This window comes from Stenotrophomonas sp. 05N423 (assembly GCF_056397145.1).
Genome location: NZ_JBFTMV010000001.1, coordinates 251,948 through 275,891, shown reverse-complemented (window position 1 = coordinate 275,891; position 23,944 = coordinate 251,948). Strand labels below are relative to the sequence as shown.

Below are 23,944 nucleotides of genomic sequence, written 5' to 3'. Positions count from 1 at the left end.
TCCGACGGCGCAGGCCTGCCATGCATGCGATCTTCAGGAACCGGAAATTCTGGAAGCGCGTCTTCCAGGCTCTCACCTGGCTGCTGATCCTGGCGTTCGTCAGCCACCCGGAACTGCGCCTGCTGGTCCCGTTGCTCGACGCGCTCGGTCTGGAACTGCTGCTGGGTCTGGCGGGCCTGCAGCTGCTCGATGTCTACCGGGAACGGATCGCCCCGTTCGCCGCGCTCTTCGTGCGGCGTGTGCTCCACCCCACTGCCATTGCCGTGGTCGACGCCGTCGCCCACGGCACGACCCGTCCGCTCGGCCGCGTCCTCTGGAACCTGCTGCTGACCGGCAGCGGCCATCTCGGCACCGTGCTCGCGTTCAAGCTCGCCGGATACCACCGCACCGCGCGGAGCACCGCCTGACCGGGCGGCGGCGTTCGGGCAATCCATGAAGACGAAGGGGCCGCGATGCGGCCCCTTGTCGTTTCTGGCGCGGGAACGTGGCTTCAGTCTTCCAGCAGCGGCTTGCGCGGCATCTTCTCCTCGCGCATGGCCGCGTTGTAGACGAACGAGGCGACGATCGCCGCGGCCTGCTTCAGGTCTTCCGGTTCGGCATGGTCCCAGGTGTCCAGGTTGCTGTGGTGGACGTTGCTGAAATAGTCCAGACGGTCCTGGATGAACTGGAAGCCCGGCAGGCCGACGCGGTCGAAGCTGATGTGGTCGGTGCTGCCGGTGTTGCGGCTGACCACGCTGGTGGCGCCGACATCGTTGAACGGCTTCAGCCAGGCCTCGAAGATCGGCATCGCGGCGATGTTCTCCTGCGCGTAGATGCCGCGGAAACGGCCCGAGCCGTTGTCCATGTTGAAGTACACGGAGAACTTCTCGTAGTCGCGCAGTTTCTGCAGCGGGCCGGTCGGCTCGCGCAGCGAGGCCGGCAGCGCCTTCTGCGCCGGGTCGGCGGGCTCCGGATAGTGCGCGAAGTGCTGGGCCACATAGGCCTGCGAGCCGATCAACCCCTGCTCCTCGCCGCTCCACAGCGCCACGCGGATGGTGCGCTTGGGCTTGGCGCCCACCGCCTTGAGGATGCGCATGGCCTCCATCATCACCGCCACGCCGGCGGCGTTGTCGGCCGCACCCGTGCCGGTGTGCCAGGAGTCCATGTGCGCGCCCAGCATCACGATCTCATCGGCCTTGCTGCTGCCGCGGATCTCGGCGACCGTGTTGTGGCCCGGCTGGTCGGTCTCGTCGGTGAAACGCGCATCGACGTTGACCCGCAGCTTCACCGGCTGCTTGCGCTCCAGCGCGCGCGCCAGCTGGTTGTAGTGTTCGGCGATCATCGCCAGCTCGGGGATGCCCACCGGCTCGCCGGCCTTGCGCGAACCGCCGCCGCCGACGCGGATGATGCCGTTGTCCCAGCCGCTGATGCTGATCGCCGCCAGCGCGCCCTCCTCGGCGAAGAAGGCGTTGGTGGCGCGCACCAGTTCCTGGCGCTCGGCGAACTCCTTGAGCCGCTTTGCCCGCTCCTTGTCGGCGGACTTGGGAATGGTGAATTCCTGCAGCCCTTCCAGCGAAGTGGCGTCGTGGCGGTGCGAATCGGCCTCGGTGCCGCGCTTGTATTCGCGCGCGTCGCCCAGCAACAGGATCTTGCCGCGCAGCTTGCCCTTGTACTTCTCCAGGTCGGCCAGCTTCTTGATCTCGACCTTGACCACCTCGCCTTCCACGGTGCCGTGGGTGCCCGGCGTCCACGCCTTGGGCAGCGCGTACAACTGGGTCAGGCGCGGCTCCAGCATTTCCACGCTGGCCGATTCGAATTCCCAGCCGCGGCCGAAGCCGTCGAAGGCTTCGTCATGCGCGTTGACCAGGCCCCATTCGCCGAACTTCTGCCGGGTCCAGGCGTTGGCCTGGCCCATGGCCGGCGAATTGGTCAGGCGCGGGCCGATGCTTTCGGTGAGGTAGGAGAACGTATCCATCACCTGCGAACGATGGAAGGCCTCCTGGCGGATCTTGCCCACCATGTCCAGGTCCACCTGCTCGGCCGCGCCCGCGCCGCCCGCGAACGCCAGCCCCATACCCAATACCAGCAAGCACCGCTTGATCATCACTTCCCCCGGCCTGTGGCCACTCATGACAAAGGCCCGAGTCTAGCCAGCGCCGGGGGTGGCCGAGCCGGCCAATGGTCATGGATGCGGTGAACGCGGCCCGGTTTCCGGCAGGAACACACGCTGCAGGAGCGCACTTCAGTGCGCGAAAGGGCCTTCCCGGTGAAGCCCCTTCGCGCACTGAAGTGCGCTCCTACGACCTGCGCTCCTACGGCGTTGGTTCACCGCCGGCCGGGACCAGCACCGCACGCTGCAGCGCAGGCTGCCATTGGCCCGGCCAGTCACGGTCGTTGGCCACCTGCGCCTGCTCGCGGCTGGCCTCGAACGCGGCGAAATCCAGTCCGGCGACCGCCCAGCGCCGGCCGGCGCCGGTCCGCGCCAGCACGCCATCGTACGGAAAGCCACGGTCCATCGGCGCATACACCGTCGCCTCGCCGGTGTTGACGTCCAGCGCCGGGCTCCATCCGGCCACGCCCGCCGTCACCGCCTGCGCCACGAACATGCGGTTCTCCAGCGCCCGCGCCAGGCAACCCACCCGTACGCGGGTGGCGCCGGCATCGGTGTCGGTGCAGCTGGGCACCACCAGCAGCCGCGCGCCGGCTTCGTACTGCGCGCGCACCGGCAGCGGAAACTCGATGTCGTAGCAGACCGCCACGCCGGTGCGGATGCCGTCGACCTCGAACACCTTCAATGCATCGCCGCCGTCGATCAGCCCGGTGGCCTTCTCGAAGCCGGTGAGCTGCAGCTTGTCCTGCCACAAGTGCGCGCCCTGCGGCGTCAGCCAGTCACAGCGATTGCGATAGCGGCCCCCACCGGTGTCGAGCAGGAAGCTGCCGGCAACGACATGCATGTCCAGTTCGCGGGCGAGAGCGGCGAACAGATCGAGCCACGGCTGCCGGTAGCGCTGGATGGCCGCCAGCGAGGCCGGCAGGTCGCGCTGGATGTGCGGGGCGAAGGTCGCCGCCAGCTCCAGCGACAGGTATTCCGGCAGCACCGCGATACGCGCGCCGGCCGCCGCGGCCTCGGCCAGTTCCTGCCGCTGACGCCGAGCGAAGGCATCGAAATCCACGGGGGCGCCGATCTCGTAACGGGCGACGGCGATCTTCATGCGGCAGGCTCCAGGGCGCGGGTCCAGAACGTAAGCGGATGCGACACCTCGCCGCGGCCGACTTCTTCCCAGCGCAGGTGCAGGGTCATGCCCGGCCGTCGCGCATAGCCGCGCCTGTGCCAGAACACGTCGTTGTCGCGGTGGCCGGCAGGCCGGCGCGGGTCGTCGATTTCGCGGTCCACGGCGCAGAACGCCGTCATCGCGAAACGTCCGAGCGCGCGCGCATGCGCCTCGCGCGCATCGAAGAAGGCATGGCCGACGCCGCGCCCCCGCCATTCCGGCAGCAGCACCGATTCGCCGAAATAGAACACCTGCGCCGGGTCGATGCCGGTTGCCTCGAACGGCTGCCGGAACGCCGGCCCGTCATCCAGCAGCGGCAGGCCGGTCGAAGCGCCGACAACCTCGCCGCCGGCACGCGCCACCACGCACACCGCATCCGGCGCGGCCGCATAGGCGGCAAGATAGTCGCGCTCGTAATCCAGGCTGCCCTGGTACAGATACGGCCAGTCGTTGAATACCCGGATGCGCAGGCGCGCCACGTCGTCCAGTACCGGCAGCAGTTCGGGGCCGCGCAGGGCGGCGACGGCGGGAGAGGATTCCATGAAGGAATTCTAGCGCCGCCGTTCCCGCCACCACGACATGCATCGGCCGCCGGCGAAATCGCCGGCGGCTTGCGGAACACCGCATCATCGCAGCCGTTCCGCGGCGCATCCCCGTCGCCTCCAGCATCAGTACGCGCGCCCGCATCGCACCGTGCCCGGCTCGCGCCACAGCAGCCATACCCGCTCATGCAGGGCATCGCACACCACCACCTGCCGCGAACGCCGCAGTACCGCCTTGAAGCGCAGGCCACGGCGGCCCAGCGCCTGCCATCGACCTTCGCCATCCAGCGCCGGCAGACCGGCGACGCCGCGCTGGCGGATGATTGCCGCCAGCGCGCCATCCAGCTTCAGGCGCAGGCAGCCACAGCGCGCGGCCGCCCCCAGCCCCAGCGCGGCCAGCGGCGAAGCGGACCAGCCCCCGCCCCGCTCCACCCGCAGCACCGCCCGCGCCAACTCCGGCGGCAGCAGTTGCCGCAGCCGCCACAACAACCGTGTGCGCAGTCGCATCGCGCTCACCGCAGGCCGGTGCCGACGTCGTACCAGTCCACCTTGCGGGTGATCCACATGATCGCCGCCAGGATCCCGAACAGCAGCAGCGACCCCATCAGCAGCGCGTTGTTCTCCGAGGCCAGCAGCACGTAGAGAACGCCATACAGCAGGGTCAGCATGGTGGAGAAGCCCAGCCCGCGCTTCCAGCTGTGCAGCGCACCGGACAGGTAAAAACCCTGCAGGCCGATGCAGGCCGCCGCCGATACCAGGTAGGCCTGCCAGAAAGCGATGTGCTCGGACAGGCTCAGCAGCAGCAGGAAGAAGATCGCCAGCGCCAGGCCGACCAGCAGGTATTGCAGCGGGTGGATCTTCAGCCGCTTGATCAGCTCGAACAGCACGAAGCCGACGAAGGTCAGCAGCACGAACAGGATGCCGTACTTGCTGGCGCGGTCGGCCTGCGTGTACACGTCCACCGGATCGACCAGCGCCACCTCCAGCGCCTCGACGCTGCCGCCCTCGCTGCGCAGGCTGCGGCGCAGTTGCTCCTGCGCGGCAGACGCCAGCGAGGACACCGCCCAGTCGGCCTTGAAGCCGGCATCGTCGATGCTGCGTTCGTTGGGCAGGAAGCTGCCGCCGAACAGCGGATGCGGCCACGGCGAGGACAGCGCCACGCGGGTGTCGTCGCCCACCGGCACCACCGACAGCGAACGCGTGCCGTCCAGCACGAACTCCAGCTCGACCTTGCGCCCCTCGGCCAGGATGCCCCGGGACGGATCGGCCAACGGCGCCAGCGTGGCATGCAGGCCCTTGGAAGTACGCTCCAGCGCCCGCGAGCCGGCCTGCAGCGGCAGGGCGCGCCCGTCCACGCGCAGGTTCGGCGTGCCGACCAGGCCGCGCACGTCGGCGATGCCCAGCGCCAGATAGGGCTGGCCGTAGACGCGACCCGGCGTGGCGGCATAGGCGGTGTCGGCGAACTCGGCCTGCAGGCGCGCATGCCAGCTGTACACCGGCACCCGGAACAGGCCGACGCGGCGCTCGTCCGGGCGCATTTCGCCCTGCACGCGCAACTGCCGGGGCATCTGCAGGTCGTAGCCGTGCTCGGTCTGCAGCTCGGTCTTGCGCACGCCCGCCTCGACCACCTCGACCTCGCGCTGCTGCGTCCACGGCAGCACCCGTACCGGGCCGATCAGCGACTGCGCGCCGGCACGGCTCTGCGCGACCCGCTCGATGGCCTGGTCGCGGTAACGCTCGCGCTCGCCGATCGTTCCGCGGATCAACATCAGGGGAATCAACAGCAGCAATACCAGCCCGCCGACCACGGCGAAGCGCAACAGCAGTTTCAGGGAAGTCATGGCCCGTCCTCGTGTGGAAACGGGCACAGGGTGGCCGCGCTGGATGTGCGCGGTTTGTGGCGGATTTGAAGTGGGCGTGAAGCGGCCGCTGGCGACGGCGGACGCCGGGCGAGAGCAATGGCCGGTTGCGGACACCCGCCGCGACATAGTATGAATCCGCGTTGCCCCGCCGCCCGGCATCCACCGGCCGCGCCGCCACTTCCCCGAAGGAACCCTACGTGCTGCATGCCAGGTCGCGTACTTCGCTGATCCACCGGCTGTCCCTGAGCATATGGGGCCTGTTCCTCGCCCTCCTCCTGCTGCTTTCGGCATTCGGCTACCTGGCCATGCGCGTGGTGACCGACCGGGTCGTGCCGATGGTGGCGCAGCGCACCGTCGACCTGCGCGCCAGGGCCAATGAAGGCCAGTTCCTGCAGGCCGAACAGAGCGTGCTCCGCCTGCAGCGCGAACTGCTGTGGCGGCTGGACCATGCCGATCGCGACGCCACCCTGGCGCGCTTCGACACCTTGTTCGCGCGCAGCCCCGACGGCCTGTGGCGGCTGCAGCCCGCGCAGGTGGACCCCGAGCGCGCGCCTACCCTGTACCTGCACCAGCCGCCGCAGGGACTGGACGCGTCGGCGCGCCTGCGCGCGGTGGTCGCCTACGATCTGCTGCGCGAACAGGGCCCGGCGCTGGTACCGCCGTTCTTCTCGGTCTACATGGACTTCGTGGAGGACGGCCTGATGGTCTATGCCCATGGCATGGACTGGGGCAGCAACGCCGACGCCAGCGCCACCAACGCCGGCTACCCGACGATGCAGGGCTCGGACCCGCGCCGCAATCCGCAGCGCAAGGTGTTCTGGACGCCGGTCTACCTGGACCGGCAGGCCGATACCTGGATGGTGTCGGTGATCAAGCCACTGGACTGGCAGGGGCGCTGGGCGGGCACGCTGGGCCACGACGTCTCGGTGCAGAGCCTGATCGACCGGACCGTCGATGCCGACGGTGCCGGCGTGCAGCTGGTCATGGGCGCGGACGGCGCGCTGATCGCGCATCCGCAGTTCAGCCGGCGCATCGCCGCCGCCGATGGGCAGCTGAAATTGTCCGCCCTCGACGACCCGCTGCTGGCGCAGGTACACGGCATGATCGCGTATGGCCATGCCGACAACGGCGTCGGCCGCTCGCCGGACGGCAGCCATTGGGTGGCGTGGTCGAAGATCCACGGCCCCGGCTGGTACCAGGTGTTCCTGCTGCCGCAGGCGCGGGTGGACCAGGTGCTGATGTGGGGGCTGCTGGCCGTGTCCAGCTTCGGCATCCTCGGCCTGCTGCCGGCGATGTGGCTGCTGCGCCGCCGGGTGGGCTCGCTGTTCGCGGTACCGCTCAAGCGCCTGACCCAGGCGGTGGACGAACTGAGCCAGGGCCGCGAACCCAAACCCATCGCGATGCAGGGCAACGACGAGCTGGGGCACCTGGCCGACGCGTTCGACGACATGGTCGAGGAACTGGTGCAGCAGCGCGCCCTGCAGTTCGCGCATGCGCAGGCGCTGCAGACCGAGATCGACGAACGCCGCCAGTTCATGACCCGGCTGGAGGAGGAGCGCGCGCGCCTGCTGGCGCTGCTCGGCGCGATGAACCTGGGCATCCTGTTCGTCGGCGACGAGAACCGCGCGACCTACTGCAATGCCGCCTTCCTCGCCATGTGGGACTTCCCGGAGGGCATCACCGTGGTCGGCAGCACCACCGACCAGTGGCTGGAAGCCTCGCAGCGGCTGATGATCGACCCGCGGGCGTTCCGCAGCCACCTGGACGAGGCGGTTGTCTCCCCCGACCTGCACAAGCGGCTGGAAATCCGCCTGCACGACGGCCGCATCGTCATGCACGACGCCTACCCGGTGCGCGATGCGCAGGAGCACCTCATCGGCCGCCTGTGGGTGCAGGAAGACATCACCCACGAGCGCCAGACCGCCGAGCAGCTGGTGCGGCTGGCCCAGCACGATCCGCTGACCAGCCTGTACAACCGGCGCCGCTTCGAAGACGACCTGGCGCACTTCTTCCATGCCGCCGAACGCACGCCGAGCCAGGCCGCCCTGCTGTTCTTCGACCTGGACGAGTTCAAGTACATCAACGACACCTTCGGCCATCGCGCCGGTGACTCGGTCCTCAACCGCATGGCGGTCGAGATCCGCACCCTGGTGCGCAGCGGCGAAACCCTGTTCCGCCTGGGCGGCGACGAATTCGCCGTGCTCATGCCGCATGCCAGCCTGGACGACGCCCAGCACCTGGCCGAACGCATCGTGCTGCGCATCTCGCAGACGCCGCTGCGCCTGCACGAACAGACCGTGCGCCTGACCACGAGCCTGGGCATCGCCCACTTCCCCACCCACGCAGACAACGCCGAGGACCTCGTCGCCCATGCCGACGCGGCGATGTACCAGGCCAAGCACACCGGCAAGAACCGCTGGAACGTGTATCGCCCGGACCGCGACAGCTCGCGGGAAATGGCGAGCCGGCTGGCCTGGAACGACCGCATCGCGAGCGCGCTGGAACACGACCTGCTGCGCCTGCATTTCCAGGGCGTCCACCACGCCGACGACGGCCGCCTGGCACACCTGGAAGCGCTGATCCGCATGGAGGACGACGCCAATCCCGGCCAACTCATCATGCCCGCGCAGTTCATCGAACCGGCGGAGAAGAGCGGCAAGATCCTGGAGATCGACCGCTGGGTGATCGGCGAGAGCATCCGCCTGCTGGCCGCACACCCCCGTCTGCCGGCCATCGCCGTCAACATCTCCGGGCGCTCCTTCGACGATCCCGAACTACCCGCCTGGATCGGCGGCCAGCTGCGCCGCCAGCATGTCGCACCCCGGCGCCTGCTGGTGGAACTGACCGAGACCTCGGCGGTCTCGGACATGGGCGATGCAGCGCGCTTCATCGCCGCGCTGCGCGATACAGGCTGCCCGATCTGCCTGGACGACTTCGGTACCGGCTTCTCGTCGTTCGCCTACCTCAAGAACCTGCGGGCCGACGTGCTCAAGATCGACGGCATGTTCATCCGCGACCTGCCCAGCGAGCACGACAACCAGGTGTTCGTGCGCGCCATCATCGAAGTGGCGCGCGGCATGGGCAAGCTGACCGTGGCCGAGTTCGTCGAGGATGAAGCCACCCTGCAGATGCTGCGTGGCATGGGCGTGGACATGGTGCAGGGCTACCACCTGGACAGGCCGCGCGCCGACCATCCGGCATTGATGCCGGATTGATCGACCACCGCATCCGCGCGCCCATGGAACGCGGATGCGGCATTACCGGGCCTTCGCGCGGGGAAAACCCCTCATCTACAACGACGACGGCAGCCAGAACGCGGCGAGCGCGCCGCCGCCTTCGCCGTTGCGCAGGCGCGCGTGTCCGCCATGCAGGCGCGCGACCTCGGCCACGAACGGCAGGCCCAACCCGGAGCTGCGCTGCCCGCTGCCGGGGCGGGCCAGCGAGTAGAAGCGCTCGAACACCCGTTCCAGCGCGTAATCCGGCACCCCCGGCCCCTGGTCGGACAGCACCACCTCCCAGCCCTCGTTCTCCGCACCCAGCCGCAGCCCGATCCGGCCGCCTTCCGGCGAGAACGCGATGGCGTTGTCCAGCAGATTGCCCAGCGCCTGCCGCAGCAGGAACGCATCACCCTGCACCGGCGCGTGGTCCGGCAGTTCGCAGTGCAGCGACAGGCGCGCGGCCTGCAGGCGCGGCCCCGCGTCCTCGGCGAGCTGCCGGCACAGCGCCGACAGGTCCACCGCCGTGCGCCGCTGCAGCCAGCCATGCTGTTCCACCTCGGCCAGCCGCAGCAGCTGGTCGATGGTCTCGGTCAGGCGCCGCTCCTGCTGCGCGATGTTGGCGGCGAAGCGCTGCCGGTCGGCTTCGGGCAGGGGCTCCTGCAGCAGCTCGGCGGCGCCGCGGATGGCCGCCAGCGGACTCTTCATCTCGTGCGTGAGCGACTGCACGTACTGCTCGACATAGGCCTTGCCTTCAAGCTTGCGGCGCATGGTCTCCAGGGCCCGGCCGAGGTCGCCGATCTCGTCGCCGCGCGGCCTGGGCGGCGGCACCGGCTCACCGGCGCTGACCGCCGTCGCATAGCGGCTCAGGCTGCCGATGCCACGCGCCAGCCACCAGGTCATCAACAACCCGATCAGCGCCGCCGAACCGATCAGCCATGCGCCGCGCGCGACGATGGCGCGCTGGCTGGCGGTGATGAACGGTTCGATGCTGTCGTTGGGCTGGGCCAGGGTCAGCACGCCGATCAGGGCATGCCCGTCGACCGGGTCGTAGACCGGCGCGGCCACGTGCATGACCGTGCTGTCCACGTCGCCCGGCGTTCCCGGGCTGGAGCGTGCGCCGTACTGGCCGCGCAGGGTGCGGTAGACATCGTTCCAGCGCGAGTTGTCGCGGCCCACGTCCTGCCCGCGCGAGTCGTAGACGACGATGCCGCGCGCATCGGTCACGGTAACCCGGTAGTCGATGCTGCGCTTGGGAAAACGCCACACCATCGCCCGCGGATCACGCCGCTGCGCGGTCGCCACCTGCTCGGCGAAGCGGCCGTCGGCAATGTGACCGGCCTTCAGATCCGGCGCGGCCATCACCGCCAGCACGTTGGCCGCATCGACCAGGGTGGATTCCATCGCCTGGCGCACGCCCGGCTTGACCTCATCCACGAACACGCGCATCACGAAGAACGCGGCGATGCCGACGATCAGGAAGAAGCCGAGGAAGAGTTTCAGGCCGAGGCGCACGCCCACCCCACATGATCAAAGCTGCTGCCGTTGCCCGTGACCTTGCGGTTGCTTCGGCTTTTGATTTTCCGGGTTCCCTTCCGTAGCGACGGAGCCGACGGACAAGACCCGAAGGGCGACGTGCATGGATGCACGTCGTTTTTCGACACGACAGGGATGTCGTGTCGAAAAATCCCGGCGGCGGAGTGGACCCGGCGCGCGCAGCGCGTCGGGCGCGGAGGCAGGGCGTGCTTTCTTTTGGTTACCTTTTCTTTGCACGAGCAAAGAAAAGTAACTCGCTCACGCGAAGCGGGAGCGAAAGCCCTTGCAGTTGCCTTCAACCACGAACTGGAAAGAGCCACACTTCGTTCGATCAGGGATCGCGAGGCGTTGCCTCCGCCCCACGCTCCAACGCATGCGCGCCGGTAGCGCGTGGAGCCTGTCGTCTCCCCGCAAAGGAGAAGGGGCTTCAAAAGTCGCCCCAACGCACGCGCCGGATTTCCAGGAACTTCAGACATCCAGCGCATACCCCACGCCCCGGTGCGTGCGGATCGGATCATCCTCCGCCCCCGCCGCACGCAGCTTCGCGCGCAAGGTCTTCACATGCGTATCCACCGTGCGGTCGGCGCTGTCGCTGGCATGGTCCCAGCCACGTTCCATCAACTGTGCACGACTGAGGATCGCCCCCGGCCGCTGCAGCAGCGCCGCCAGCAGCGCATATTCGTAACGGGTCAGGTCCAGCAGCCCGTCGCGGTAGCGCACCCGCCGTCCCTCGCGATCGATCGCGAACGCCCCCTGCCGCACCCAGCCCGCCTCGGCCGGTGCCGCCTGCGCCGGCCGCCGCAGCCGCGCGCGCACCCGCGCCACCAGCTCGCGCGGCGAGAACGGCTTGCCCACGTAATCGTCCGCGCCCAGTTCCAGGCCCAGCACCCGGTCGAACTCGTCGTTGCGCGCGGTGAGGAAGATCACCGGCACCTGGCTGAACGTCCGCAGCTGGCGGCAGACCTCGAAGCCGCCCAGGTCGGGCAGGCCCACGTCCAGCACCACCACGTCGATGCCGCCTTCGCGCAGCCGTTCCAGCGCCTGCCGCCCCAGCGCGCAGTGCTCGGCCGCATGGCCCTCGCTGCGCAGCGCGTACAGGACGGTATCGGCGATGGCGGCCTCGTCTTCGACGACGAGCACGCGGGCGGGCTGTTCGGACATGGCGCCAGCATAGCCGCCCCCGGGCGGCGCCCGTACACTGCACCGATGAACTACCGCCACGCCTTCCATGCCGGCAACCACGCCGACGTGCTCAAGCACATCGTCCTGCTCGCCCTGATCGACGCGCTCAAGCGCAAGGACACGCCGTTCTTCGTGCTCGACACCCATGCCGGCCGCGGCCGCTACCTGCTGTCGGCCGAGGAAAGCCGCAAGACCACCGAGGCCGACGAAGGCATCGCGCAGCTGATGGCCTCGCCGACCCTGCCGGAAGTGGTGGAGCGCTATCTGCGCGCGATCCAGGCCAACAACCCCGTTGGCGGCCTGATCGCCTATCCCGGTTCGCCGCTGCTGGCCGCCCAGGCCATGCGCGAGCAGGACCGCCTGGCCGCCTGCGAACTGCAGCCGGAAGAAGCGGCGGCGCTGAAGGAACTGTTCGCCCGCGACCGCCGCGTGCAGGTGCTGGCTGCCAACGGCTACGACAGCATCCGCGCCCTGCTGCCGCCCAGAGCCGGCGAGACGAAGATCGGCCGTGCCCTGGTGCTGATCGACCCGCCCTACGAGGTGCAGGACGCCGAATACCCGCAGATCATCGCCACGCTGCGCGAGATCCTGGCACGCATGCCGCAGGCCCAGTGTGCGGTGTGGTACCCGATCAAGCAGCGCCGCAGCCTGCTGCCGTTCTTCCGCAAGGCCGCCGCGCTGCCGGTGAAGTCGGCGCTGGTGGCCGAGCTGATGGTGCGCCCGGACGATTCGCCGCTGCGCCTGAACGGCAGCGGCATGCTGCTGCTCAATCCGCCCTGGCAGTTCGACCAGGCGCTGGCCCCGGCGCTGCCGGTCCTGCAGCGCGAACTGGGCCAAGCCGGCGCGTCGACACGGCTGGAGTGGCTCAAGAGCGGGGATTGAGCCTGCCGGCCACGCTCCACCACAGGAGGGGCGGTACGGTCCGCGCACGGGGCTTCTCCTGGCCCGGGCCGGTCGCGCCCGACGGTGCTCCCGCAGCGGAAATCCGCTGCCCCCCCGGGCTTTCGCCACGGTTGAACCGCGTTCACAGAACCTCACGCTGCAGGTGCAAGAATCGGCGGACTCTGGAGGAACCGCAGTCATGGCTACCCGCAACCGCATGCCCCCGTGGCATGAAAACTTCAAGGCTCCCAGCGGCCGGGAACTGCTCATCCGTCCCATCCGCCCCGAAGACGGCGCACCGCTGCAGGGCGCGTTCGCGCTGTTCGGGCCGGAAGAAGTCCGCGATCGCTTCCTGCAGGCCGTGGACGTGCTGTCGGACGAAACCGCCCAGCGCCTGACCCATCCGAACCCGAAAACCGAAATCTCGCTGGTCGCCGCCGAACCGCTGCCACCGGGCGAAGCCGTGGTCGGCGCGGTAGCGCGGGCCTCGATCATCCCCGGCACCCGCGACGCCGAGTACGCCATCCTGGTCAGCCGCTTCCTTGCCGGCCAGGGCCTGGGCCGGCAACTGATGCGCAAGCTGGTGAAATGGGCGCGCGGCAAATACCTGGACCGCATGTACGGCGACATCGCCCAGGACAATGAACCGATGCTGCAACTGGCCGCCTCGCTGGGCTTCAGGCAGGTGCCGCACCCCTCCGGCACGCCGGGCCTGGTGCGGATGGTGCTGGAACTGGGCAGCTGAGGACGAGGCCGCAATACCGCGTTGCGCCCGCCGTCCCCGGCGGGCACGCTTCCAGCCATCGTCTCGCACCGCAAAGCCGCTCCTGCGCGCAACCCCCCATGCACCGCCGCTTCACCGCCGCCAACTCGAGGGCTTCCCTCCAGACGCATCCGGCAGCGTCGGCCACTGGCCGGCGGCGATGACGCCGATTGCCGTACTTGCCGGCCGCCGGCCGGCACTGCGGTAAAATCGGCGGTCTCATGCCGCATCACGCCCCCTATCCCGTTCCGCCGCTGCCCCGTGCGGGCCAGCTCCGCGCCTGGTGGCGCGCTCCCGCTTCGACCAGCGCGCTGGCCTGGCACGTGGCCCGCGCCGCGCAGGTGCACGCCGGGCCGCTGCTGCTGGTCACCCGCGACAACCACGGCGCGCACCAGACCGTCGCCGACCTGCAGACCCTGCTGGGCGACGATGCGACCTTGCCGGTAGTGCCGTTCCCGGACTGGGAAACCCTGCCCTACGATCAATTCAGCCCGCACCCGGACATCATTTCCCAGCGCCTGGCCGCGCTGCACCGCCTGCCCACGCTCGCCCGCGGCATCGTGGTGGTGCCGGTGCAGACCCTGCTGCAGCGGCTTGCGCCGTTGAGCTATATCGTCGGCGGAAGCTTCGACCTGGCGGTCGGCCAGCGCCTGGACATGGACGCGGAGAAGCGCCGACTGGAAAGCGCCGGTTACCGCAACGTGCCGCAGGTGATGGACCCGGGCGACTTCGCCGTGCGCGGCGGCCTGCTCGACGTCTATCCGATGGGCGCCGACACGCCGCTGCGCATCGAACTGCTGGACGAGGACATCGATTCGATCCGCGAATTCGACCCCGAATCGCAGCGCTCGCTCGACAAGGTGAGCGCAGTGAAGATGCTGCCGGGCCGCGAAGTGCCGATGGACGAGGCCGGCCTTGCGAAGGTACTGGCCACGCTGCGCGAACGTTTCGACGTGGACACCCGCCGCAGCCCGCTCTACCAGGACCTGAAGGCCGGCGTGCTGCCCTCGGGCATCGAGTACTTCCTGCCGCTGTTCTTCGACAAAACCGCAACGCTGTTCGACTACCTGCCCGAAGGCTTCCTCACCGTGGTCGCGCCCGGCGTAGGCGAGGCCGCCGATGCGTTCTGGACGCAGACCCGCAGCCGCTACGAGCAGCGCCGCCACGACATCGAACGGCCGCTGCTGCCGCCGGAGGAGATCTACCAGTCGCCGGACAGCCTGCGCGAGCAGTTCAACAGGCAGCCGCGCGTGGAAGTGTGGCCGGCCGACCATCCGCGCATCGCCGAGGCGCAGGCGCTGGGCGACCAGCCGCTGCCGCCGTTGCCGGTGGCCGCCAAGGACGCGCCGGCCGGGCAGGCGCTCAAGTCGTTCCTCGACCACTACCCGGGCCGGGTGCTGGTCGCCGCCGATTCGCCGGGCCGCCGCGAGGCGCTGCTGGAAGTGCTGCAGGCCGCTGACCTGCGACCGCCCGTGGTGCCGGGCCTGCCGGCCTTCCTGGCCGACGATGCGCCGCGCTTCGCCATCACCGTGGCGCCGCTGGACGACGGCTTCGCCCTGGCCGAACCGGCGCTGGCGGTGCTCACCGAGCGCCAGCTGTTCCCCGAACGCGCCGGCCAGCCACGCCGCACCCGCCGCGCCGGGCGCGAACCGGAAGCGATCATCCGCGACCTCGGCGAACTGACCGAGGGCGCGCCCATCGTGCATGAGGACCATGGCGTCGGCCGCTACCGCGGGCTGATCGCGATGGATGTCGGCGGCATGCCCGGCGAATTCCTGGAAATCGAATACGCCAAGGGCGACCGCCTGTACGTGCCGGTCGCGCAGCTGCACCTGATCAGCCGCTACTCCGGCGCCTCGCCGGAAACCGCGCCGCTGCATTCGCTGGGCGGCGAGCAATGGGCCAAGGCCAAGCGCAAGGCCGCCGAGAAGGTGCGCGACGTCGCCGCCGAGCTGCTGGAGATCCAGGCGCGGCGCCAGGCCCGCGCCGGCCTGGCGCTGGACATCGACCGCGCGATGTACGAGCCGTTCGCCGCAGGTTTCCCGTTCGAGGAAACCGCCGACCAGCAGGCCGCGATCGATGCGACCCTGCGCGACCTGCAGTCCAGCCAGCCGATGGACCGCGTGGTCTGCGGCGACGTCGGTTTCGGCAAGACCGAAGTCGCCCTGCGCGCGGCCTTCGCCGCCGCCAGCGGCGGCAAGCAGGTGGCGGTGCTGGTGCCGACCACCCTGCTGGCCGAGCAGCATTACCGCAATTTCCGCGACCGCTTCGCCGATTACCCGCTCAAGGTCGAAGTGCTGTCGCGCTTCAAGTCCACCAAGGAGATCAAGGCCGAACTGGACAAGGTCGCCGAGGGCAGCATCGACGTGATCGTCGGCACCCACCGGCTGCTGCAGCCGGACGTGAAGTTCAGGGACCTGGGCCTGGTCATCGTCGACGAGGAGCAGCGCTTCGGCGTGCGCCAGAAGGAAGCGCTGAAGGCGATGCGCGCCAACGTGCACCTGCTCACGCTCACCGCCACGCCGATCCCGCGCACGCTCAACATGGCCATGGCCGGGCTTCGCGACCTGTCGATCATCGCCACGCCGCCCCCGAACCGGCTGGCGGTGCAGACCTTCGTCACCCAGTGGGACAACGCGCAGCTGCGCGAGGCATTCCAGCGCGAGCTGTCGCGCGGCGGCCAGCTGTACTTCCTGCACAACGACGTGGAGAGCATGGGCCGGATGCAGCGCGAGCTGTCCGAACTGGTACCCGAGGCGCGCATCGGCATGGCCCATGGCCAGATGCCCGAGCGCGAGCTGGAGAAGGTGATGCTGGATTTCCAGAAGCAGCGCTTCAACGTGCTGCTGGCCAGCACCATCATCGAATCGGGCATCGACATCCCCAACGCCAACACCATCATCATCAACCGCGCCGACCGCTTCGGCCTGGCGCAGCTGCACCAGCTGCGCGGCCGCGTCGGCCGTTCACACCATCGCGCCTACGCCTACCTGGTGGTGCCGGACAAGCGCTCGATCACCCCCGACGCACAGAAGCGGCTGGACGCCATCGCCTCGATGGACGAACTCGGCGCCGGCTTCACCCTGGCCACGCACGACCTGGAGATCCGCGGCGCCGGCGAACTGCTCGGCGAGGACCAGAGCGGGCAGATGGCCGAGGTCGGTTTCAGCCTCTACACCGAACTGCTGGAACGCGCGGTACGTTCGATCAGGTCCGGCAAGCTGCCGGACCTGGACAGCGGCGAGGAAGCGCGCGGCGCCGAGGTCGAGCTGCATGTGCCGGCGCTGATTCCGGAAGACTACCTGCCCGACGTGCACACCCGCCTGACCCTGTACAAGCGCATCAGCTCCGCGCGCGACAGCGTTGCCCTGCGCGAGCTGCAGGTGGAGATGATCGACCGCTTCGGCCTGTTGCCGGATGCGGTCAAGCACCTGTTCGCCATCGCCGAACTCAAGCTGCAGGCCAACGCGCTGGGCATCCGCAAACTGGAACTGGGCGAGAACGGCGGCCGCATCGTGTTCGAGGCCAAGCCCGACATCGATCCGATGGCGGTGATCCAGCTGATCCAGAAACAGCCCAGGCTGTACCAGATGGACGGCCCGGACAAACTGCGCATCCGGCATCCGCTGCCGGAAAGCGCGGACCGCTTCAACGCCGCGCGCGCGCTGTTGACCACGCTGCGGCCGGCGTGAGCGGGGGTGAGGTTTGCCAGGAACGGAGGCGGCGGGGACAATGGCCGCCCTCCTCCCGGCCAGGCCCACCTCCACGCGGTGCGGCGCTCCATGTTCTCGATTCCCTCGGCCCCGGGCCTGTCCATTCCGCCTGAAAACGACAGCTGCGGCATCGCCGTGCTCGCCGCCGCCCTGGACGAGCGCGACAGCTACACCGACCAGCACTGCGACCGGGTTTCGCTGCTGGCGCACGGGCTGGGCGAGCGCTGTGGCCTGTCCGGCGCGCAGCTGGAGCAGCTGGCGCTGGCCGCACGTTTCCATGATGTCGGCAAGATCGGCATCCGCGACGACGTGCTGCTGCACCCCGGTCGCCTGGACGAACCGCGCATGGAAAAGATGCGCACCCATCCCGAGCGCGGCGCGCGCCTGTTCGCAGCCACTGGCCGCGACGATGCCGCCGCCGTGGCGCGGCTGATCCTGCATCACCACGAAGCCTGGGACGGCAGCGGTTATCCGCACGGCCTGCAGGGCGAGGACATCCCGCTGGAAGCGCGCATCCTGGCCATCGCCGATGGCTACGACGCGCTGACCTCGCACCGCCCCTACCGCGGCCCGCTAGATCCGGACGATGCGCTGGCCATCCTCAACCGCGAGAAGAACCGGCTGGTCGATGCGCGCCTGTTCGGCGAGTTCCGCGGCCTGCTGCGCGGGCGCGCCCTGCCCGTCGCCTGACCCCCGGCGCGCTCACAGCACCGGCGACATCATCGCCACCGCGTTCTGCACCAGGCGGGTGGCGAGCGACCAGCCGTCGACCTGTTCGGGCGTCACCCGGCTGGACACGGACAGGTATTTCTCCTGGCGCCGGCGGATCGCGGCGGTCACCTGTGGATCGGCGATCAGCAGGCTGTTTTCGAAATTGAGCTCCAGGCTGCGCCGGTCGATATTGGCCGACCCCACCAGGCTGATGTTGCCATCGACGGTCAGTGACTTGGCATGCAGCAGGCCCAGCGGGTACTCGTGGACTTCCACGCCGCTGCGCAGCAGGTCGGCGTAGGCGCTGCGGCTGGCCTGCCCGACCAGCCACGAATCGTTGCGGCGCGGAAGCACCAGCTTCGTGCCCACGCCGCGCCGCGGTGCGGCGCAGAGCGCGCGCAGGATGGATTCGTCCGGCACGAAATACGGCGTGGTGATCACCAGTTCGCGCCGTGCGGCATAGATGCAGGCCACGAACATGTCGGCCATGGCGTTGGGCCGCGTGATCGGCCCGGTCTCGAAGGCGGTGGCGACGCAGCCGCCTTCATGCCAGGCCGGTGCGGCCGCGACCGCATAGCCGTCCAGTCCGGCTTCGCCCGTCTCCGGTATCCAGCCGCTGAGGAACAGGAACTGGACCTGCGCCACCACCGGACCCTCGCAGCGCAGCAGCACGTCGATCCACGGCGCGCAGGCCGGCTTTACCCGGAACTCGGGATCGGCGCAGTTCTGGCTGCCGCAGTAGGCGATGCGGTTGTCGATCACCACGATCTTGCGGTGGTCGCGCAGGTCCATGCGGCTGAATACCATGTGCTGCAGGCGGTTGATGTCGTCCAGCGTTTTCAGCCGTTTCACCCCGGCCTCGCCCAGCTGCTTCCAGCGCGGCCCGTCGATGAAGGCGCGCGAGCCCAGCGCGTCGACCATCACCCGGCAGGCGACGCCGCGCCGGGCGGCGGCGGCCACCGCATCGGCCACGCGGCCGCCGGCGCCATCGTCCAGCCAGATGTAGAAGGCGATGTGCACGCTCTCGCGGGCCTGTCCGATGTCGGCCACCAGCGTGTCCAGCGCGCGACGGCAGTCGCTCTCAGGCGTGTCCGCGGGACTGTCGGCATCACCCAGCAGCGACACGCGGTTGCCGCCGACCGCCGGCAGGCCATTGATCGAACGCGCCAGCTCCAGCAGCGGCGCGGCGGTATCCGCCACCGGCTCGGCCGCGGGCAGCGTGGTGGTCGCGGCCGCCGCCATGCCCATCCGCCCCAGGGCCAGTTCCACGCGGCGGAAGCGCGCGCGGCCGATGCTGGTCTCGCCCAGCAGCAGATAGGCGACCATGCCCACCACCGGCGCCAGCATCACCACCGCCACCCACGCCGCGCGCGAGGCCGGTGCGCGGTTGGCACGGGTCAGCGCGCGCGCCGCCACCAGCAGGTGCGCCACGAACACGACGGCGGTGATTCCCAACTGCAGCAGCGCGTGCGGTCCGCCTGTTCCCGGCACCATGCAGCCTCCCTGTGGTCGATGGCCAGCCGCCGATGGCGGAGCCGGATCAATACCACGCCCGCCGCCACCGCCGCATCAGCGGACGGCCGGGGGCTGAACCCCGCCCTGCCGGCGTCGGCGGCGGGCGCCGTTTTTTCATGGCGCACATCCCTGTGCGCGCCCCTTCGGGCGGCTTCGCCGCGAAAAACGGCTGTCCTGCCGTTTTTTCACGCGCGGCGAAGGTCGACGGGCGCCATCTGCACGCACGGAAGCGCCGGAGGTTCCGGCCCCGCCCTGGAGTTCGACGCCATGCATGCCCTCCCTTCCCTGCCCTTGTTCCTGGCCGCCGCCGTCATCGCCGGCGTGGCCGGCACTGCCGCTGCGGCCGACAAACAGGTGCCGCCACCACCGCTGCCAGGCTACGAGGCGATCGACAAGGACAAGGATGGCATCGTGACCCTGGGCGAAATCGACGTATACCCGCCCGCCATCGCCGCGCGCCTGCGCAAGTGCGATACCGACAAGGACAAGACCCTGAGCCGCGAGGAATACGCGCGCTGCGGGCACGCCGCGCACATGCCGTCCAGGTGATGCGGCTACGGCCGGCGTCATGACGCCGGTGTCGCCCGTGCCCCGGAAAGCGGAAGGCCCGGCGATGCCGGGCCTTCCCTGTCAGCGGTTGCAGGCGCGGGCGCCGGTTACCAGATGACCACGCGCTTGTCGTCGCCACGCACCATCGGGTCGCCGGCCTTGCACTGGAACGCGGCGGCATAGGCCGGCATGTTCGACGGCGTGCCGTTGGCGCGGAAGTTGGCCGGCGCGTGCGGGTCGGTGTTCAGGCGCACGCGCAGCTCGCCCTCGGTGAAGTTGCGGCGCCACACGGTGGCCCAGTTCATGAAGAAGCGCTGGTCCTCGCTGTAGCCATCCACCGCCACGTTCTTCGACGGGTCTTCCTTGAGCGCCATCTGCAACGCGTCATAGGCCACGGTCAGGCCGCCGAGGTCGCCGATGTTCTCGCCCAGGGTCAACTTGCCCTTCACATTCACGCCCGGCAGCGCCTCATAGCCGTCGAACTGCGCGACCAGCTGGTCGGTACGGCTGTTGAAGGAGTTGCGGTCGGCGTCGGTCCACCAGTTGTCGAAGTTGCCGTTGGCGGCGAACTGGCTGCCCGAGTCGTCGTAGCCGTGCATCATCTCGTGGCCGATCACCGCGCCGATGCCGCCGTAGTTCAGCGCCGGGTCGGCCTTGGCGTCGAAGAACGGCGGCTGCAGGATCGCCGCCGGGAACACGATCTCGTTCTTGGTCGCGTTGTAGTAGGCGTTGACCGTCTGCGGGGTCATGCCCCACTCGGTCCTGTCCACCGGCTTGCCGATCTTGTCGAGCATGTAGCGGTAATTGAACGCGCGCGCGGCCTGCATGTTGCCCAGGTAACTGTCGCCCCTGGTGGCCAGGCCCGACCAGTCGCGCCACTTGTCCGGGTAGCCGATCTTCGGGGTGAAGCTGGCCCACTTCTCCAGCGCCTTTTTCTTGGTCTCCTCGCCCATCCACGGCAGCGCCTCCAGGCGCGCCTTCAGTGCCACCGACAGGTTTTCCACCAGGTGCTGCATGGCCACCTTGGACTCGGCCGGGAACACCGCATCCACGTACAGCTGGCCCAGCGCCTCGCCCATCGCGCCGTTCACCGATTCCAGCACGCGCTTCCAGCGCGGCTGCATTTCCTGCTGGCCGCGCAGGGTCTTGCTGAAGAAGTCGAAGTTGGCCTGCTCGAAGGCCTTGCTCAGGTACGGCGCGGCATTGTCCACAGTGTGGAAGCGCAGGTAGGCCTGCCAGGTCGCAGCCGGCACGTCGGCCAGCATCTTGTCCAGCTCGCCGAAGAAGCCCGGCTGCGCCAGCGAGAACTTGTCCTTGGCCGGCACCTTCAGCGTGTCGAACAGCGCGGTCCAGCTGAAGTTCGGGGTCTGCTTGTCGGCATCAACGGCGCTGACCGGGTTGTAGCGCTTGGCCGGGTCGCGCAGTTCGATGCGCGACAGCGAGGCCTTGGCCAGACGCGTTTCGAATTCCATCACCGCCTTGGCCTGTTCCTTGGCCTGCGCGGCGTCCACGCCGGACAGGGCCAGCATCTGCTCGATGTAGGCCACGTAGGCCTCGCGGATCTTGGCCTGCGACTCATCGAAGTAATAGCCCTTCTCCGGCAGGCCCAGGCCGCCCTGGCCGACATAGGCGATGACGTTGGCCGAATCCTTGAAATCCGGGCTGGCGTACAGCGAGAACAGGAAGCCCTGGCCCTGCGCATAGGCATCGCGCAGGTAGCCGGCGATGGCGGCGCCATCGTTGAGCGCGGCGATCCTGTCCAGTTCCGGTTGCAGCGGCTTGATGCCGGCGGCCTCGATGGCGGCCTCGTCCGAACCGGTCTTCCAGATGTCGCCGATCTGCGCCTGCACCGTGCCGGCCTTGCCGTTGGCCGCGGCGGCCTGCTCGACCAGCACGTGCTGCACTTCCAGCGAGCGCTCGCGCAGGATCTCGAAGCTGCCCCAGGTCACCTGGTCGCCCGGCACCGGGTTGGCCTTGAGCCACTTGCCGTTTACGAAGCCGTTGAGGTCGGTACAGGCCGACACGGCCGGGTCCAGGTCGGCTGCATTGAACGTCACCGATGGCGTCTTGATCTGCGACAGGTCGAAGGCCGGCTTGGCGGCCTCGGCCTGCGCGGCGGGGGCTTCGGTCTTGCCGCAGGCCGCCAGCGAAGCGGCGATGGCGACGGTCAGGGACAACGGGACGAGCTTGGAAAGGGTCATGCGGATCTCCGGCCTTGCAGGGAATGCCGCGCCTGCGCGCGGCCAATCGCCGAGCGTAGGCGATGGCGCCGTGCGACGGATAGGCCGAAGGTCATGCCCGACGGGACATTCCCGTTGCCTGCGGAGCGCGGCTTCAGCCGCGGCGCGCGGCCTCGATCGCGGCGATGTCGATCCTGCGCATTTCCATCATCGCCTCGAACGCACGCCTGGCCGCGGCCGGGTCGGAATCGGTGATGGCGGCGGTCAGCGCGCGCGGCGTGATCTGCCACGACAGCCCCCACTTGTCGCGGCACCAGCCGCAGGCGCTTTCCTCGCCGCCGTTGCCGACAATCGCGTTCCATAGCCGGTCGGTCTCGGCCTGGTCGTCGGTCGCAACCTGGAACGAGAAAGCCTCGCTGTGCCTGAACGCCGGACCGCCGTTCAGGCCCAGGCACGGAATGCCAAGCACCGTGAATTCGACCGTCAGCACATCGCCCTGTTTGCCGGCGGGATAGTCGCCGGGCGCGCGGTGGACGGCCACCACCCTGCTGTCGGAAAACGTCTCGGCGTAGAAGGTGGCCGCTTCCAGGGCGGTACCGTCGTACCACAGGCAGATCGTGTTCTTGGCAATCATCGCGGTTTCCTCGCTCGCGGAAGAAGCCGGCGCCGGTGGATGCGCTCCGGCGCCGGAACACGGGATCGTAGCGCAGCGCCCGCATGCCACCGTCACTCCGCGTGCATGCCGCGGCGCGGCGCAGGCGGTGCGGCACAGTCAGCCTTCCCGCAAACGCGGGTTCGGCAGCAGCGCCGCCACCATGCCCAGCAACGGCAGGAACGAGATCACCTTGTAGACCCACACGATGCTGGTGTGGTCGGCCAGCACGCCCAGCACCGCCGCGCCCAACCCGCCCATGCCGAAGGCGAAGCCGAAGAACAGGCCCGACACGGTGCCGATGCGGTGCGGCATCAGTTCCTGTGCATACACCAGGATGGCCGAGAACGCCGAGGACAGGACGAAGCCGATGACCAGGGTCAGCACCGTCGTCCATTCCAGACTGGCGTAAGGCAGGACCAGCGCGAACGGTGCCACGCCGAGGATCGACGCCCAGATCACCGGCTTGCGGCCGATGCGGTCGCCCACCGGGCCGCCGATCAGCGTGCCCGCCGCCGACGCCAGCAGGAAGCCGAACAGATGCAGCTGCGCGCTCTGCACGGACACTCCGAACTTCTGCATCAGGTAGAACGTGTAGTAGCTGCTCAAACCGGCGATGTAGAAATACTTGCTGAAGATCAGCACCAGCAGCACCGCGATCACCCAGGCTACGGTGCGCGACGGCAGCCGCGCCTCGCCGGTGGCGGCACGCGGCTTCGGGCTGGCGGCGACGGCGAGCAGGTGCTGCTGGTACCAGCGCCCCACGTAGCACAGCAGGCCGATGCCCAGCAGCGCCGCGCAGCCGAACCACGCCACGCTGCGCTGGCCGTTGGGCACGATCACCGCCGCCGCCAGCAGCGGTCCGATGGCGGTACCGGCGTTGCCGCCCAACTGGAAGATGGACTGCGACAAACCATGGCGCCCGCCCGACGCCAGGCGCGCGATGCGCGAGGATTCCGGGTGGAAGATGGCCGAACCGATGCCCACCAGCATCGCCGCCGCCAGCACCGTGGCGAAGTTCGGCGCGTATGCCAGCAGCAACAGGCCGCACAGGGTCGATGCCATGCCCATCGGCAGGGAGTACGGCGCCGGGCGGCGGTCGGTGCGCAGGCCGATCAGCGGCTGGAACAGCGAGGCGGTGAGCTGGTAAGTCAGGGTGATCATGCCGACCTGGGCGAAGCTCAGGTGGAACTGGCCCTTGAAGATCGGATACAGCGCCAGGATCAGCGACTGCATCATGTCGTTGACCAGGTGCGAGCCGCTGATCGCGGCCAGCACGCCCGCGGCCACCGGGCGGCGCGAGGGCGTGGGAGAAACGGCGACGGGAGTGGCGGAGGACATGGCGGTACCGGGGCAGTGGGGAGCGGCGCGCATGGTAGAGTCGCCGGCCA

General features: G+C 69.3%; 18 protein-coding genes. 7 read left to right on the top strand and 11 right to left on the bottom strand.

Features of this window, described 5'->3' with window-relative positions; genetic code table 11:
- Positions 1-20 precede the first annotated feature (20 nt).
- A complete protein-coding gene (locus AC1DGW_RS01210) occupies positions 21-407 on the top strand; it encodes a hypothetical protein (protein ID WP_478018842.1) in 387 nt (128 codons plus the stop codon).
- 83 nt (positions 408-490) lie between these two features.
- On the opposite strand, the gene AC1DGW_RS01205 is transcribed toward AC1DGW_RS01210, so the two are convergent.
- The 5 genes from AC1DGW_RS01205 to creD form a co-directional block, all read right to left on the bottom strand.
- On the bottom strand, positions 491-2,083 hold the full coding sequence (locus tag AC1DGW_RS01205) for a M20/M25/M40 family metallo-hydrolase (protein WP_478018841.1): 1,593 nt from the start codon (positions 2,081-2,083) through the stop codon (positions 491-493).
- 208 nt (positions 2,084-2,291) lie between these two features.
- Positions 2,292-3,191 carry a carbon-nitrogen hydrolase family protein gene (locus tag AC1DGW_RS01200; protein WP_478018840.1) on the bottom strand — a complete coding sequence of 300 codons (900 nt, stop codon included), beginning with the start codon at positions 3,189-3,191 and terminating at the stop codon, positions 2,292-2,294.
- A complete protein-coding gene (locus AC1DGW_RS01195; protein WP_478018838.1) occupies positions 3,188-3,793 on the bottom strand; it encodes a GNAT family N-acetyltransferase in 606 nt (201 codons plus the stop codon). Before AC1DGW_RS01195 ends, AC1DGW_RS01200 begins: the two co-directional genes overlap by 4 nt.
- A gap of 126 nt (positions 3,794-3,919) precedes the next feature.
- The gene (locus AC1DGW_RS01190; protein WP_478018836.1) at positions 3,920-4,300 is read right to left on the bottom strand and encodes a hypothetical protein; all 381 of its coding nucleotides are present in this window, start codon (positions 4,298-4,300) and stop codon (positions 3,920-3,922) included.
- A 5-nt stretch (positions 4,301-4,305) separates the two neighbouring features.
- Entirely contained in the window at positions 4,306-5,634 is a 1,329-nt protein-coding gene (gene creD / locus AC1DGW_RS01185; protein WP_478018835.1) for a cell envelope integrity protein CreD, read from the bottom strand.
- Between the two features lie 218 nt (positions 5,635-5,852).
- Between creD and AC1DGW_RS01180 the strand changes: the two genes are divergently transcribed.
- Complete coding sequence (locus AC1DGW_RS01180; protein ID WP_478018834.1) at positions 5,853-8,870, top strand: putative bifunctional diguanylate cyclase/phosphodiesterase; 3,018 nt, start codon at positions 5,853-5,855, stop codon at positions 8,868-8,870.
- Positions 8,871-8,945: 75 nt separating this feature from the next.
- Here AC1DGW_RS01180 and creC read toward each other — a convergent pair whose 3' ends face one another.
- Positions 8,946-10,385 carry a two-component system sensor histidine kinase CreC gene (gene creC, locus AC1DGW_RS01175; protein WP_478019590.1) on the bottom strand — a complete coding sequence of 480 codons (1,440 nt, stop codon included), beginning with the start codon at positions 10,383-10,385 and terminating at the stop codon, positions 8,946-8,948.
- A gap of 489 nt (positions 10,386-10,874) precedes the next feature.
- Positions 10,875-11,567 (bottom strand): two-component system response regulator CreB, encoded by a 693-nt coding sequence (gene creB / locus AC1DGW_RS01170; RefSeq protein ID WP_478018833.1) that lies wholly within the window; start codon positions 11,565-11,567, stop codon positions 10,875-10,877.
- A 45-nt stretch (positions 11,568-11,612) separates the two neighbouring features.
- On the opposite strand from creB, the gene AC1DGW_RS01165 reads away from it, so the two are divergent.
- The 4 genes from AC1DGW_RS01165 (at position 11,613) to AC1DGW_RS01150 (ending at position 17,636) form a co-directional block, all read left to right on the top strand.
- Positions 11,613-12,470: a 23S rRNA (adenine(2030)-N(6))-methyltransferase RlmJ gene (locus tag AC1DGW_RS01165; protein WP_478018832.1), complete on the top strand. Its 858-nt coding sequence runs from the start codon at positions 11,613-11,615 to the stop codon at positions 12,468-12,470.
- A gap of 199 nt (positions 12,471-12,669) precedes the next feature.
- Entirely contained in the window at positions 12,670-13,215 is a 546-nt protein-coding gene (locus AC1DGW_RS01160) for an N-acetyltransferase family protein (RefSeq protein WP_478018831.1), read from the top strand.
- Positions 13,216-13,454: 239 nt separating this feature from the next.
- Positions 13,455-16,925 carry a transcription-repair coupling factor gene (gene mfd / locus AC1DGW_RS01155; protein WP_478018830.1) on the top strand — a complete coding sequence of 1,157 codons (3,471 nt, stop codon included), beginning with the start codon at positions 13,455-13,457 and terminating at the stop codon, positions 16,923-16,925.
- Between the two features lie 90 nt (positions 16,926-17,015).
- Positions 17,016-17,636, top strand: a complete 621-nt coding sequence (locus tag AC1DGW_RS01150; protein WP_478018829.1) for an HD-GYP domain-containing protein — start codon at positions 17,016-17,018, stop codon at positions 17,634-17,636.
- A gap of 12 nt (positions 17,637-17,648) precedes the next feature.
- On the opposite strand, the gene cls is transcribed toward AC1DGW_RS01150, so the two are convergent.
- A complete protein-coding gene (cls, locus tag AC1DGW_RS01145; protein WP_478018827.1) occupies positions 17,649-19,151 on the bottom strand; it encodes a cardiolipin synthase in 1,503 nt (500 codons plus the stop codon).
- 288 nt (positions 19,152-19,439) lie between these two features.
- On the opposite strand from cls, the gene AC1DGW_RS01140 reads away from it, so the two are divergent.
- On the top strand, positions 19,440-19,721 hold the full coding sequence (locus tag AC1DGW_RS01140; RefSeq protein ID WP_478018825.1) for an EF-hand domain-containing protein: 282 nt from the start codon (positions 19,440-19,442) through the stop codon (positions 19,719-19,721).
- Positions 19,722-19,828: 107 nt separating this feature from the next.
- Here AC1DGW_RS01140 and AC1DGW_RS01135 read toward each other — a convergent pair whose 3' ends face one another.
- From AC1DGW_RS01135 to AC1DGW_RS01125, 3 genes are all read right to left on the bottom strand, one after another.
- Positions 19,829-21,922: a M13 family metallopeptidase gene (locus tag AC1DGW_RS01135; protein ID WP_478018824.1), complete on the bottom strand. Its 2,094-nt coding sequence runs from the start codon at positions 21,920-21,922 to the stop codon at positions 19,829-19,831.
- 133 nt (positions 21,923-22,055) lie between these two features.
- A complete protein-coding gene (locus AC1DGW_RS01130; protein WP_478018822.1) occupies positions 22,056-22,535 on the bottom strand; it encodes a VOC family protein in 480 nt (159 codons plus the stop codon).
- Between the two features lie 138 nt (positions 22,536-22,673).
- Positions 22,674-23,894 carry an MFS transporter gene (locus AC1DGW_RS01125; protein ID WP_478018821.1) on the bottom strand — a complete coding sequence of 407 codons (1,221 nt, stop codon included), beginning with the start codon at positions 23,892-23,894 and terminating at the stop codon, positions 22,674-22,676.
- Positions 23,895-23,944 lie beyond the last annotated feature (50 nt).

What these genes read in the sequence shown, in the direction of transcription:
- AC1DGW_RS01210 (WP_478018842.1), top strand. Translation starts at nt 21, where the DNA reads ATGCATGCGATCTTCAGGAACCGGAAATTCTGGAAGCGCGTCTTCCAG.
- AC1DGW_RS01205 (WP_478018841.1), bottom strand. Translation starts at nt 2,083, where the DNA reads ATGATCAAGCGGTGCTTGCTGGTATTGGGTATGGGGCTGGCGTTCGCG.
- AC1DGW_RS01200 (WP_478018840.1), bottom strand. Translation starts at nt 3,191, where the DNA reads ATGAAGATCGCCGTCGCCCGTTACGAGATCGGCGCCCCCGTGGATTTC.
- AC1DGW_RS01195 (WP_478018838.1), bottom strand. Translation starts at nt 3,793, where the DNA reads ATGGAATCCTCTCCCGCCGTCGCCGCCCTGCGCGGCCCCGAACTGCTG.
- AC1DGW_RS01190 (WP_478018836.1), bottom strand. Translation starts at nt 4,300, where the DNA reads ATGCGACTGCGCACACGGTTGTTGTGGCGGCTGCGGCAACTGCTGCCG.
- creD (WP_478018835.1), bottom strand. Translation starts at nt 5,634, where the DNA reads ATGACTTCCCTGAAACTGCTGTTGCGCTTCGCCGTGGTCGGCGGGCTG.
- creB (WP_478018833.1), bottom strand. Translation starts at nt 11,567, where the DNA reads ATGTCCGAACAGCCCGCCCGCGTGCTCGTCGTCGAAGACGAGGCCGCC.
- AC1DGW_RS01165 (WP_478018832.1), top strand. Translation starts at nt 11,613, where the DNA reads ATGAACTACCGCCACGCCTTCCATGCCGGCAACCACGCCGACGTGCTC.
- AC1DGW_RS01160 (WP_478018831.1), top strand. Translation starts at nt 12,670, where the DNA reads ATGGCTACCCGCAACCGCATGCCCCCGTGGCATGAAAACTTCAAGGCT.
- mfd (WP_478018830.1), top strand. Translation starts at nt 13,455, where the DNA reads ATGCCGCATCACGCCCCCTATCCCGTTCCGCCGCTGCCCCGTGCGGGC.
- AC1DGW_RS01150 (WP_478018829.1), top strand. Translation starts at nt 17,016, where the DNA reads ATGTTCTCGATTCCCTCGGCCCCGGGCCTGTCCATTCCGCCTGAAAAC.
- cls (WP_478018827.1), bottom strand. Translation starts at nt 19,151, where the DNA reads ATGGTGCCGGGAACAGGCGGACCGCACGCGCTGCTGCAGTTGGGAATC.
- AC1DGW_RS01140 (WP_478018825.1), top strand. Translation starts at nt 19,440, where the DNA reads ATGCATGCCCTCCCTTCCCTGCCCTTGTTCCTGGCCGCCGCCGTCATC.
- AC1DGW_RS01135 (WP_478018824.1), bottom strand. Translation starts at nt 21,922, where the DNA reads ATGACCCTTTCCAAGCTCGTCCCGTTGTCCCTGACCGTCGCCATCGCC.
- AC1DGW_RS01130 (WP_478018822.1), bottom strand. Translation starts at nt 22,535, where the DNA reads ATGATTGCCAAGAACACGATCTGCCTGTGGTACGACGGTACCGCCCTG.
- AC1DGW_RS01125 (WP_478018821.1), bottom strand. Translation starts at nt 23,894, where the DNA reads ATGTCCTCCGCCACTCCCGTCGCCGTTTCTCCCACGCCCTCGCGCCGC.